The sequence below is a fragment of the Pantoea sp. DY-17 genome (assembly GCF_019795975.1).
GTDB classification, from domain to species: Bacteria; Pseudomonadota; Gammaproteobacteria; order Enterobacterales; family Enterobacteriaceae; genus Pantoea; species Pantoea leporis.
Genome location: NZ_JAIMIG010000002.1, coordinates 375448 through 388426, shown reverse-complemented (window position 1 = coordinate 388426; position 12979 = coordinate 375448). Strand labels below are relative to the sequence as shown.

General features: G+C 51.0%; 10 protein-coding genes and 2 pseudogenes. 11 read left to right on the top strand and 1 reads right to left on the bottom strand.

Annotation, left to right across the window (positions count from 1 at the left end; translation table 11 throughout):
- Window position 1 precedes the first annotated feature (1 nt).
- From K5Y33_RS12240 to K5Y33_RS12205, 8 genes and pseudogenes are all read left to right on the top strand, one after another.
- Window positions 2–352: a hypothetical protein gene (locus tag K5Y33_RS12240; protein ID WP_154156727.1), complete on the top strand. Its 351-nt coding sequence runs from the start codon at window positions 2–4 to the stop codon at window positions 350–352.
- A 141-nt stretch (window positions 353–493) separates the two neighbouring features.
- Window positions 494–1195 (top strand): GNAT family N-acetyltransferase, encoded by a 702-nt coding sequence (locus tag K5Y33_RS12235; protein WP_336768069.1) that lies wholly within the window; start codon window positions 494–496, stop codon window positions 1193–1195.
- Window positions 1196–1257: 62 nt separating this feature from the next.
- Window positions 1258–1851, top strand: a pseudogene (locus K5Y33_RS12230) (NAD(P)H-dependent oxidoreductase).
- Window positions 1848–2063 (top strand): hypothetical protein, encoded by a 216-nt coding sequence (locus K5Y33_RS12225; protein WP_222234085.1) that lies wholly within the window; start codon window positions 1848–1850, stop codon window positions 2061–2063. The pseudogene K5Y33_RS12230 and the gene K5Y33_RS12225 overlap by 4 nt, the downstream one beginning before the upstream one ends.
- Window positions 1984–2625: a hemagglutinin repeat-containing protein gene (locus K5Y33_RS12220; RefSeq protein WP_222234084.1), complete on the top strand. Its 642-nt coding sequence runs from the start codon at window positions 1984–1986 to the stop codon at window positions 2623–2625. Before K5Y33_RS12225 ends, K5Y33_RS12220 begins: the two co-directional genes overlap by 80 nt.
- A gap of 253 nt (window positions 2626–2878) precedes the next feature.
- Window positions 2879–3241 (top strand): annotated as a pseudogene (locus tag K5Y33_RS12215) (hypothetical protein); the annotation flags it as partial.
- A gap of 8 nt (window positions 3242–3249) precedes the next feature.
- Window positions 3250–3651 carry a hypothetical protein gene (locus tag K5Y33_RS12210; protein WP_222234083.1) on the top strand — a complete coding sequence of 134 codons (402 nt, stop codon included), beginning with the start codon at window positions 3250–3252 and terminating at the stop codon, window positions 3649–3651.
- 17 nt (window positions 3652–3668) lie between these two features.
- Entirely contained in the window at window positions 3669–4271 is a 603-nt protein-coding gene (locus K5Y33_RS12205; RefSeq protein ID WP_222234082.1) for a hypothetical protein, read from the top strand.
- A gap of 266 nt (window positions 4272–4537) precedes the next feature.
- Here the strand turns inward: K5Y33_RS12205 and K5Y33_RS12200 are convergent, their stop codons facing one another.
- A complete protein-coding gene (locus K5Y33_RS12200) occupies window positions 4538–5458 on the bottom strand; it encodes a LysR family transcriptional regulator (RefSeq protein ID WP_222234081.1) in 921 nt (306 codons plus the stop codon).
- A 111-nt stretch (window positions 5459–5569) separates the two neighbouring features.
- Between K5Y33_RS12200 and K5Y33_RS12195 the strand changes: the two genes are divergently transcribed.
- The 3 genes from K5Y33_RS12195 (at window position 5570) to K5Y33_RS12185 (ending at window position 12967) form a co-directional block, all read left to right on the top strand.
- A complete protein-coding gene (locus K5Y33_RS12195; RefSeq protein ID WP_222234080.1) occupies window positions 5570–6712 on the top strand; it encodes a M20 family metallopeptidase in 1143 nt (380 codons plus the stop codon).
- Complete coding sequence (locus tag K5Y33_RS12190) at window positions 6699–8099, top strand: YfcC family protein (RefSeq protein ID WP_222234079.1); 1401 nt, start codon at window positions 6699–6701, stop codon at window positions 8097–8099. Before K5Y33_RS12195 ends, K5Y33_RS12190 begins: the two co-directional genes overlap by 14 nt.
- A 302-nt stretch (window positions 8100–8401) precedes the next feature.
- Entirely contained in the window at window positions 8402–12967 is a 4566-nt protein-coding gene (locus K5Y33_RS12185; RefSeq protein ID WP_255610302.1) for an autotransporter outer membrane beta-barrel domain-containing protein, read from the top strand.
- Window positions 12968–12979: the final 12 nt, after the last annotated feature.

Here is a 12979-nt window from a genome sequence, read left to right as displayed (position 1 = left end):
CATGGGCTCTTTTTTCGATATAGGATGCAAGCCATATAACAACAACTATGGTGAAAGAGGGCTAACAGTAGGGCTTAACAGAACAGCTTCGAATGCTTTAGAAGCATTGTTCGACGATGCATTACAGGAGTGTCATCCTGACATACATGAAAAGATAATGATGTTTTTGCCCTTAGATCAGATAAGTTTTAGTGAGTTAAGTAAAGAAGAGTTCAATATGGCCGTAAAAACTATTAGACAATGTCTTTTTGCTCGAAAAGAACCCAATGAAGTTCAGCTATATCAACAAGACATCTGGAATACAGAAATTCTGCCTCTAATGATGCAGGATGAGCGCTATCAACCTGATTAAAATGTATAATTTCGGCCGAATCCTTGATGTTACTTTTTTAACCAGTTAGTTAAGTATTATTAACTGCGGCGCAGCTATCACCGGGATAAACTCCGAATAGGTTGTATCCAGAAAACCATTTTCGTGAACAGGACGTTTAAAATGACACTTTGTGGCATAACTAATGACGGGTTAGCCTTCATTTTATCGGCAGACGAAAAAGTATTTTCCTCCCGTTTTGAGCCGTCGCGCACCACCAACTGGACGATTGTGCATCATATCGTTATCCAACTGGCACGGTTTGTTACAGAGAAGACAGGCGCGACGAATTGGATAAACATCGATCGCTCAACGTTTCCCAATCAGTGTAAAAAATTCTCCGCTCTGGAGGTTTTAATCAAGATGACTAACAGGAACATCAAAATCCAGCAATCCGCTCCCCACTCTGCAGAGTCCCAATTACTGGTAGAGAAGTTATCAGCCGAACTCGCCTTCATAACCGGCGACAACGGCAAAAGTCATTTCAACGCCCAGGAACTCAACAATGAGTGTTGTTTGTGGGTTCTAGCCAGAAATGAAGCCGGCAATGCCGTGGGTTGCGGGGCGTTGCGGTCGCTTGGGAACAATACCGCCGAAGTAAAACGCATGTACTCCGATCGTAGTGTGCCGGGCGTTGGCTCAGCGCTATTGGAGTATCTGGAAACGCGGGCCAAAAGTATGGGATACCGCGAAATTCGGCTATCGACCCGCGTTATCAATAGCCGTGCCGTGGCGTTTTATTACCGTTCCGGCTACGCGCAAATCCAGAACTACGAACCTTACATCGGCAGAAACGAATCGATCTGCTTTGCTAAAACGCTGTGAGTTTGACAACCTACCAATGGTAAGTTGCTACTGGTAGCTTACCCATGACGGAGGTTGTCGCTATGCATGCTCTGATCGTTACTGCTCATGTGGACCAACATTCACACACGCACAACATCGTCTCGCAGGTGGCACAAGGTATTGATGCTGGCTGCCACAGCTATGAAATTGCCGATCTGGCGGCGGAGCAGTTCGATCCGCGCTTCAATCAAGCCGATTTTGAACAGTTCAAAATTGTCGCACCGTCGCCCGCCGACGTCGTAGCGGAGCAGCAGCGGCTGGATCGAACAGATGCGCTGGTGCTGGTCTACCCGATTTACTGGTGGTCGTTTCCGGGGCAGCTCAAAGGCTGGATCGATCGCGTATTTACCTAAGGTTGGGCGTAGATGTTGACGGCCAAACCATGGTGAAAACGCTCGGCTATTTGCAGGTGCATTTGCTGGCGCTGGGCGCGGCGAGTCATCATACCTATGTGCGTCGCGGCTATTTTCAGCAGCATGCGCACGCAGATCGATGAGGGAATTTTTGGCTACTGCAGCGCGCCGGTGGTGACCAGCGAATTACTGCTGCCAACCGATGAAAATTATCCCGACGCACACTTCGCGCTGGCACATCAACACGGACAGCGACTTTTCAACGTGAAGGAACCGGCATGAATCAACCCACTCGGCAGCGCATGACGCATCAGGCACGTCGTCAACAACTGATAGGCGTGGCGTGGAATCTGGTGCGCGAGCAGGGAAGCGATGCGCTGACGTTAGGACGCGTGGCGGAAGAAGCGAGCGTCAGTGAACACCGGCATCGGCGTGCAGGCCAGCGGCTCGGAGAACGGCAACAGAACCGAATACGTGAACAGCCGCGTCAATGATAAAGATAACCTGACGCTGACCAGCCAGCAGGATCGCGCCAGCTACTACAGCAAGCAAAGTTCCATCGGTTTCAGCGCCAGCATCTACGTGCCGCCTATCTGTGCCGGCGTGCCGGTGCAGGGCAGCGCCAGCATGAGCGGCAGCAAAATCTACAACGATTACGCCTCCGTGCAGCAGCAGAGCGGTATCACTGCGGGTGACAATGGCTACAACATTTTTGTCGGCAACCACACACAGCTGGGCGGCGCGATCATCGCTTCCTCCGCAACGCCGGATAAAAACCATCTCAGCACCGGCACGCTCGGCTGGACGGATATTGAAAACCACGCCAACTCAGGCGCCAACGGCTTCAGCGTCGCCGTCAGCGGCAGCATGGGGAAACCACCACGCCGGCGTCTGACAGCTACATCAACAACATTCCGAAATCCGGGGAGCCCCAGCCGTCGGGTGGCAACTCGCTGCCTGTGGCCACGCTGCAGCAGACAAAGGACCGCGCAAGTTCGAGGACTTACAGCGCCATCTCACCTGGCACCATCGAGATCCGCAATCCAAAGCGAATGAGAGGGGTGAACTGCAGACGGAGTATGCTAACCGTCTAAATGCTCTGGGAGAAAAAGCCAGGGAAAATGGTGGCTTGGATGCGGAATACCGGCAAGAATGGATATACCTTAATGGTGTCCTACCCTCGCTGGAAGCTGATAGATCGGCAGCTATTAAGAATGCACTGGCATCAGGTGAATCGGCTGAAGCGAAACAGCTTGCCATAAATGAACTGGCTCAGGTGGTCGGGACAAGTGCAGCGGGGATTGCTGCAGGGATTGGTAAAAATAAAGGTGGTTCTCAGGCAACGAATAAGAATGAAACTATTCTTCAGGCTGAGAAAAACTGGGAAACTGCCCGTAATAAAGCCATTGATATCGTGGGTAATTTAGGACCCGACTCCAAACCAGTTATTGGCCGACTGGAACTTAGTGCCGGAAATGGCAAAGTGATTGGGCGCCAATCAAATGATGGCAAAGTCGGTTTGCGAGTTGATTACGATCCTGATAAAGGAACGCATATTAATATTTGGGATTACTCGCTTGGTAAAGGTCCAGGTAAAGGAGTTAAACAAGTGATTCCCTTTGAAGGTAATGAAAAATCTTTTGAAACCATACTTAAACAGTTGAATAGGTAGTGTTAAAAATGACTATGTTTGATGAGTGCAGAGAAGCCCTGGGTTCGAGCTTTTACATGGTTCAGAAAGATAGTGAGAAAGAAGCGATTAACATTTTGCATGGCTTTCCTTTAGTAGGAGGGAGCATTTCATGGACTGAAATTGAGCATGTGGATTTATTTGAACCACATGAGATTTTGAATTTTTCAGGCTTGGCTGAAGATATGGTTTATGTTTTGGCAGATGATGCTAGCATTCCCCTATTCGCAACTAAGATTTCGTCTTTCATTGAAAATATATATGATGTCATTTCACTTTCACCAAGGATTTTCATTTTTAATGATAAAATAATTATTCAACCACTTTTCCCTGATGATAAAATTAGACTCGGATTTAAAAAAACATCATCATTGGCTAATCTACATCTCTAAATATAAAGGGTTTTTTAATGTATTTGGCGGCTGAGCATAAAAAAATTCATGACTTATTATTTAATGGTGAAGTCGATATTGCTGTATTCGTCTTAGATGGAAATCATTACTATGTAATTGATAGAAAAGACAATTACTGTATAGATGTTAGACCAGAATATGATGCTTATATCCAGAATGGATGGTTGAAACCTGAACAACTTGATGATGCGTTAAACTCATTCAGTGGAGGGATCCCCTTGCTTGATAAAAATAATTTTTTTGAGTACATAAAAATAGCTGATGTAAAGTGCTTCACAAAATCATGGATGCATGCTTTTTTTATACACAATAAAACTAAAGAGGATTTATGTTCGTTCTATTCATATGTTGAAAATTTTCTTTCAACCTCTAATGAAAAAGTTAGCCTTGAGTGGGATGCATGGAGATTACGGCTACCCAAATTTTACATAAATTTTGATAAGAAAATTTATCAACATACTGATTGGGATAGAGATCATGAAAATCTGGTGCCATCGAATTGGAGCTTTCAAAAAAACAATATGTTTGGACTGCTCGTTTCCGATAAAGAGCAATATTGGATTATTGACGGAATGAATTTCTGGAAACTAAAAATGTAAAGACATCATGTCTCGTTCAAACGTAAAAATAAGTTTTCGATATTCAGAAAAATTAATAATAAAAGCTATGGGGATCGCCTCAATAGCACTGTGAGTGCCGCACCACCAATGGGTTAAACAATTGGAAAAAAATCAAAGTGATCCGAATTCATCACGGTTACAAATAGTTATAATAATGCCCAAGTGCTACCCAGAGAGCAAAATCGGCATAAATTAAATAAAGGGTAAACAAATTATTATTAAATTTGTAATCAAATAAGCAGCAATTAAACCGCACCCGCCGTACCTTCAAAAAACGCCACCAGCAATTGCCACAAATGTTGCGCTGCGGGCGTGAAGCGGTGATCGGCGCTGCGTAATAAGTGGCATTGGCTTTCGCGGGCGATGCGATGGTGAATCGGCACGGCGACTAAGTTCTTAGCGATGAGGTCGTCTTTAACCACTTTGGCGGTCATAAACGCGATGCCCATGCCGGCCTGGCTTAAGGCGATGGCGCTGGAAAACAGATTACAGCTATAAGCCGGGCTGAATATAAATCCTTCCTGACTGAACATGGCATTCATATAACTTTGAATGCCAAAATTTTTGTCCATGCCAATTAATGAATAATTGACCAGTTCGGCCACCTCAATTTGCGAATAATCCGCGATGGGGTGTTGGCTGTGCACCACCGCACAGATTGGTCCGCGGTGAAAACTCAAACACTTCAGGCCGGGCGGGCCAATCGGGCCAAAACCCACCGCCATATCAACGTCGCCTTTGGCAATCAACGACACGGTGGTTTGCATATCACCCGACAGGATATCGATGAATACGTCGGGGTAAGTTTGCGAAAACGGCTGCAAAACATGCCTGACGACTTCATCCACCATGCCCTGACCGACGCGCAATTTGATTGAGCCGCCGCGTTTATGGCGCAGATCTTTTAACTGGCGATCTAACTGGCTGCGCCGTTGATGGGTGTGCGCGTAATCTTCAGCCAATAACTTGCCAGCTTCGGTCAGCACCACATTGCGGCCACGTCGCTCCAGCAGAGGCAATTGCATCTCCCGCGCCAGTTGCGATAACTGACGGCTGATGGCGGCGGGATCAACATCCAGGGCTTCCGCCGCGCGACGAATACCGCCGTAATTGCCCACTTCATACAGATACCTTATGGATTTTTCTGGATAGAGCAGCATCGCCATAGGTTTTTCTTATCCGTTGATCTGAGGTCAACAATAATAGCCTTTTATCTCCATTTTTTAAGCGCATTTTTATCTCCATACTCGAAGATTCACTATGCGAGGGCAGTACAAATGAAAACTATAAAAAATTACCTGCAACAACATGCCGATGAAATTCTTGTGGATATCAAGGAATTGGTCGCGGCGGAATCTCCATCAATGAACAAGGCCGCCGTGGATCGTTGTGGCGAAGTCTTACAAGCGCTGTTTGCCAAACGTTTGGGCGTGGTAGCAGAGATTGATGAGCAACCGCATTACGGCAATCACCTGAAATTCACACTGGGAAGCGGTGACGAGCAAACCGTGTTACTCGGGCATTTCGATACCGTTTGGGATGAAGGCGAGTTGGTAATGCGTGAAGAAGACGGCAAGCTTTACGGCCCTGGCGTGCTGGATATGAAGGCCGGTCTGGTGCAAGCCATCTGGGCAGTACGCGCGTTGCAACAGCACGATTTACTGGCGGGCAAACGCATCGTGTTTCTCTGCGGCAGCGATGAAGAAGTCGGTAGCCCAAGCTCCAGCGCCTGGTTATCGCAGCACGCCCTGGGATCGGCGCAAGTGCTGGTGGTTGAACCTGCGGTGGCGGGCTCGGGCGCACTGAAAACAGCGCGAAAAGGTACCGGACAATATGAAATCACCCTCAACGGATTAGCGGCGCACGCCGGGAACAATCCCGAAGAGGGCATCAGCGCGGTACAAGAAATGGCGCATCAAATCATGTTCTTGCACAGTTTAAACGCGCCAGAGCGCGGCACCACCGTCAATGTGGGAATCGCGCGGGGTGGCAACCGCATCAATGTGGTGGCGGATAAAGCTGTGTTAGGCATTGATACGCGCGTTACCAGCGAAGCAGAAGCCGAGCGCATCCACGCCGAAATCAGCCAGATCACGCCACATTTAGCCGGCATCACGCTGGATATTAGCGGCGCACAATCACGTCCGCCAATGCGTCAAACACCGGAATCGTTGCTGCTGATGGAACGTGCGCAGCAGGTTGCCTTACAGCTTGGTTTCGAGGTGGAAGGCAAAGCGGTTGGCGGCGGCAGCGACGGCAATTTCACTGCTGCGTTGGGCATTCCAACCTTGGATGGTTTGGGCGCAACCGGCGCAGGTATTCATGCACGTCATGAACATATCATTATTGCCGATATTGCTCCGCGCGCGGCGTTGGTGGCGGGATTGATCCTCGGAGGTGATGCGCATGTCTCAGGTTAATGTTGAGAAAAATACGCTGCGGCAACCGCCAGCAGCGAAAACCGAGCAAAGTCCTTATTTGCTGCTGTTTATTATTTTGGTGCTGGCGGCGGTGGCAACCTGGATTATTCCGGCGGGCAAGTTTGACCATGAAACCCGCAATGGCATCACTTTTGCCATCAAGGGAAGTTTGCATGAAGTCGCGCGTTCGGGCGTTTATCCCGGCGAAATCTTCATGGCGATTGTGCAAGGGGTGATCAAAGCCGCGCCGATCATTTTCCTGATTCTGTTTACCGGCGGGTTATTAGCCGTTATCGAATCGACCGGTGCTATTGCCACGGCGCTTAATTCACTGTCGCGCAGTACCAAAATAAGCGATACGCGCATTATCATCATTTTTGGTGTGATATTCGCCATTCTCGGCACCACCGGCGTGGTGCAAAACTCGGTAGTGGCGTTTGTGCCGATTGGTTTATTAGTGGCGCGATCGTTGGGTTTATCGCCAATGATTGGTATGGCGCTGGTGTATTTAACCTGTGCGGCGGGTTTTAACGTTGCGGTATTAGGTCCAGCTACCACCGGATTAACCCAACATCTGGCGCAGTTACCGCTGTTCTCCGGCATGTTGTTGCGCGGCATCACCTGTTTATTGTTCGTAATAACGGTGATGACCTATTTGATTATCTCGGTGAAACGCGCGCGAAATAATGGTGAAGTGCGAATAGAACAAACGGCGCAGAATGATGAATCACTGACGATTACGGGTCGGCATAAACTGATTTTGATCACCTGCGCCGCAACGCTGATTGTATTTATGATTGGCACGGTGCAATTACATTGGGCCACCAATGAAATGTCGGCGATGTTTATTATTCTGTCGATTATGGTCGGCATGATGGGTCGCATGTCGGGTTCTGCCATTGCCAACACCTTCCTTACGGGTTGCTCGCAATTGGTAAAAGGCGGCTTCATTGTGGGTATGGCTGGCGCGATTTCCGTGGTGTTGCAACAGGGCAATATTCTTGATCCGATTGTTGGCTTCCTGTCTGATTTACTGGCACCGGTTCATCCCGCCATTGCGGCGGTGGGCATGTTCATTAGCGCGGCGTTGATGCATTTCGGTATTTCATCCGGTTCCGGTGAATCCGCTTTGCTGATCCCGATCTTCTCGCCGCTCGGCGATAACCTTGGTTTAACCCGTCAGGTGACGGTGCAAACGGTGTTGCTGGGTGAAGGTATCGTCAACTCCATCAGCCCAACTTCTGGCGTGTTAATGGCAGCCTTGGCCACCGCCAATATCTCTTTCAGCAAATGGATTAAATTCGTTGCGCCGGTGGTGGCGATTTGGTTTGCCATTTGTGTTGTCACCTTATTAATTGGTGTGGCGATCAACTGGGGACCATTCTAATAAATCGTAAGAAGCCACTTAATGGTGGCTTCTTATTTTTATATTGTTGTTAACACTATCAACATCCTTTCCGCTATTTCAGTCCCACGAATAATTGCATTCAATCCCCGGCCTTTTCTTAAAGTTATCTCATCATCGCTATTTGGCTTAAGTCGCGCTGGAACTGTCTCGCGTAAAGTGATGTTATTGCCGCGTCGCAGAATTTCTTTACGTTCAATTACACAAATTAATAATAGCCAAACCCATTGCTGGCGATGTCTTTACGCATCGCGGCAGCGTTGCACGCTTCTCTGGAGTGAACGATGATGTTTCGATTGCATCCGCTGTTTATTAGCCTTATTGCCGCTTACGGTGTGTTTAATCCAGCCTCGCCAGTTTGGGCGGCGACGCTTAAGCCTTTTACGCCAGAATTAAATGACAACCGCGCCGGCGTGTTTTGTATTTGCAATGGCTCGACTCAAACTTTAAGTGGCAATCAGCGGTTTGCGCCCGGTCAGGACGGCGGTGGCACCATATCCATCGGACAATTGCTCAGCAGTGGCAGAATTATTTCGTATTCCTGGCAAGATTCAGGTCGCGTCGATCTGGGCGCGCAGAATTATGTGATTAACGTGCCAGACGCCAATGGCAGCGGCAGTAATAGCGTTCAGGTATATAACTCCGCCGCGATTAGTGCCATTGAAACCAATACCTTGCCGAATTTTTATAACGTTAATAATGGGCAGTATATCAACGCGCGCGTTGCGCAGGTCAGCAATGGCACCATCAATGTTGATATCGGGCAGAAGGGCGCTGCGACCACCGCCAGCACCAACGGCTGGTCGATGGCGGCGAAACAGAGCGAATTGTTTACTGCCAGCGGCAGCGGCACCATGAACTGGAACTCCGCCAACCGCATCTCCTTTTTTGGCTCCTACACGCCTTACACCTATCAACTGGGGCAATGGTTCGACAATGTGGTCTCCTGGCGCGGCGCGTTTAGCGTCACCACGCTGGACAATGCCACCACTTCATTCAACGTTTCCAACGTCAGCAGCTTGCAGAGTTACAACAATTGGCTGATTGAGCAATTGCAAAACGGCAATCTGGCCGCCGATAGCTACAGCAGCGAGTTTAATAAAGCGCTCTCCTTGCGCAGCGATGTCATCGCCTATGTGATCGATGCCGATGAATACTACGACGAAGTGACGCAGCCGATTGGCGAACGCATTGTGTTAAGCGCTGATGGCCCCAATGCCAGGGCAACCATTGGTAGCAGCGGCATACTGGAAGTGGTAAATGCCAGCAGCGCGGCGATGCGCGCCAGCAACGGCGCGACGGCGGTGATTGACGGCAAACTGGCCAGCGTTGGCAGCAACGCACTGGAACTGTTGAACGGTAGCACCGGCATTAACAACGGCGTCATAAACAGCGGCTTTTTCAATAATGCCGATGGCAGCGGCGTCGATGCCTCGACCGTTGGTGCGGGTGGCACCGGCGTGTATGCCAACGGTGGCAGCCGCTTCATCAATAATGGCGTGATCAATACCGCGATTAACAGCACCGGCATCCGTCTCGAGGATGCCAGCGGTGCGAATAACGGCACCATCAATGTGAAGGGCAAGGGCTCGACGGGCGTTGCCGTTTCGGGCAGCCAGGCCAATTTTGCCCAGAACGGCAGAATCAATTTGTACGGCGAAAATACGGTTGGTGTTGATGTGCGCGATGACGCCAGATTAACCATCAGCGATGCCAGTTCACTGCATTTTTACGCGCCGAATCAAACCGGTTATCAAGCCACCAACTATGCGCACATCGATAGCCACGGCGGCAGTTATGATGTCTCCACGCCAGGTTCGGCGCTGTATCGCCTGAGTGATGGCGTGATCTTTAATCCGGTGGTGGCTGCCGACGTGACGTTGAGCGGTGCCAACACACGCGGCATTGTCGCTTCAGGTGCCGGTTCACGACTTTATGGCACCACCTTGTACGGCACCGACAGCTATCACGTTAACGGCGAAGGGGCGATTGCGGTTCAGAGCTCGGAGGGTGCAGACGTGACCATCACCAACCCGATTGAGCTGAACGGCAACAATACCATTGCGGGCACCGGGCAAGGTGGATTCTTCGCCAACGTGGCGCCGATCACCGGCAACGGAACCAACGCCACTGCCTTTGATATCCGCGACGGTGTGATCTATCAGTCCACGCCGCGCGGCACCATCAATCTCACCGGGCCAAACAGCATCGGTGTGCGTATTCGCAGCGGCGGAAATATCTTTGATGGATCCAGCACCAACATAGCCTCGGGTATCGCGCTGGATACCGCCGAAGGCAATACCGTTTATTGGACCGATCACAGCGGATTGAGTGCGGGCGGCATTGCTGCGGTGCGCGTTGGCAATAACGGCGGCCTAACGATTAATGGTGATACCGCCGGGCCGAATTTTTACTACAGCACCATCAACGCCAATGCTGGCGCAGACACCATCTTACTGGATAAAGGCGCAGCATCGTTAACCGCCAGCAACATCGGACTCTACAATTCTGGCGGCGGCACTGTGCTGAACAACCGCGCGGAAACCAGCAATATTTCGCTGCAAGATGTCGGGATGAACACCGATGGCGGCACGTTAATTCGCTCCGCGACCTCATTCGATCCCAACGGTTATATGCTGGGTGCGGTGAGTGGCGCAGGCGCGACGGGCTACGTGTTCAGCAATGAAGATGGATCCACCACCAGCAACGATTTGATCATCCCACAAGGTTACAGCTTCTTTGTCTATGGCCCGGCAACCGGCGTGCGCGCCAACACCACCGGACGGGTGATCGCCAACGGTAACATCATCGTCAACAGTTCCGATGGCGGCTCGGCGATTGTCACCAGCACCGCCAGCGAGGTAATCAACCGTGGCACCATCGTTTCGCTCAGCCTGGTTTCGCCAATTATCGATCTGCGTGGCGGCAACTCCGTATTTATCAATGAAGGCAACGTCACCGCGCCTTACCCGGAAACGGTAGTGGTCGCGGGTGGCGCCACCAATGACCAGATCGCGCTGGTCGATGGCAACGTGGTGGGCGATGTGAACACCGGCAACGGCACCGACGTGGTCGAACTCACCGGCGGAACCATTGACGGCAGCGTGACGATGGGAACCGGTGTTAACAATGTGGCTTCGATCGCCAACGTCATTCTGGCAAACACGCGTCACATCACTACCGCAGGCGGCAGCGGCAGCACGCTGAACTTTAGTGAGATTAACGCGCGCGGGGGTTCGTTCAGCAACGATGATCTGGCGCGCGGCGTTAACCTCGGCGCAGGCTGGAGCACCATCAACTTCTACAGCACGCAATTTACCCTTACCGATAATCTCAAACTGGCACACAGCACCATCAACGTGGATAGCGGCTCAACGCTGTTTGTCGGCGATCAGGTCAATCCGGTTTTGTCGGGCGAGACTGACGATTCGTTGGTGGTGAATAACGCCGGTACGTTGAATCTCACCAACGGCAGCGGCGCGGCGGGCAACACGTTGACCATCAACGGTGATTTGGCGTCGGCGGGCGGCAAGCTGGCGTTGCGGACGCAGGGCGCGCAAAGCGACACTTTACGCGTTAACGGCAACGTGACCGGCACTACCTTTATCAATGATGCGCTGAGTGCTGCCACGCTGGCGGATAGCAATCGAGATGGCGTGATCTCCGCCAATGAAGGCGTTTCTCTGGTGCAGGTTGCTGGTAGCGCCAGCGCCAATAGCTTCGCGCTGCAACGGGGTTATGTCGCGGCAGGGCCGTGGCAATACGGGCTTTATAGCTTTGCCCCCGAGAATGGCAATACAACCTGGGATTATCGTCTGGCCAATAACTACGTTTGTAAAGATGGTTCCCTTTGCCAGCCGCAGACAGCAGGCAGCGGCGCGGTGCGCCCGGCGGTCATTCCACAGCTTCCTTCCTACATTTCGGCGCCGGTCGGATTGGCGTATTACACCCTGGCAACCATTGGTGATTTACATCAACGCCTGGGCGAATTGCGGCAGAATCCAGACGGATCAGCGGAAATGTTCATCCGTTATTCCGGCTCCAACCAGAAGTACAAAACTAACCTTGATACGGCGCATTACGGTTACGACTTTGACCTCGATTACAGCGCGGTGCAGTTTGGCGGCAACCTACTGCGGTTGGACGGCGAGCAAGATAGTCTACGCGTCGGCCTGGCTTACACGCGCGGCAATGCGCGCATCCGACCGAATGCAGCTGATGGTTACAGCTCAACAGATTTCGACAGCGACAGCCTGGCGATTTACGGCACCTGGCAGCGCGCAAGTGGCTTCTATCTGGATGGCGCGCTTTCACTCGATTGGCATCGTGGCGACACCGATATCGCCCGACAAAAAGAGGTGGCGAAGTTGAAAGGCAAAGGCTGGACCGCATCCCTGGAGAGTGGTTATCCGTTCCAGTTGGCGAACGGCATTCGTCTTGAGCCGCAAGCGCAACTGGTGCATCTGCATTTGAAGATGGATGACTTCACCGACGACGATCAAACCCAAGTCTCTTACGACGATTATGACCAAACCATTGGCCGCGTCGGCGCACGTCTGGCACGGACCTGGAACGATAGCGGCAGCGGGCAATATACGCCGTATCTGCGCACTAACTACTATCGCGGTTGGGGCGGCACGGCGAAAGTGGATGTTGGTGCCAGTAACAGCGAGGTTAGCGATAGCTTCAACAGCGGCAAGTTCGGCCAGATGTGGGATGCCGGCATCGGCGGCAATGCGGCTTTCACCAACAATGTCTCGCTGTATGCCGAAGCCAATTACCGCAAAGAAATCGACGGCAACGGCGTGCAAGGCTGGAATTACAACGCGGGCGTACGCTGGGTGTTTTGATAAAACGGTTAC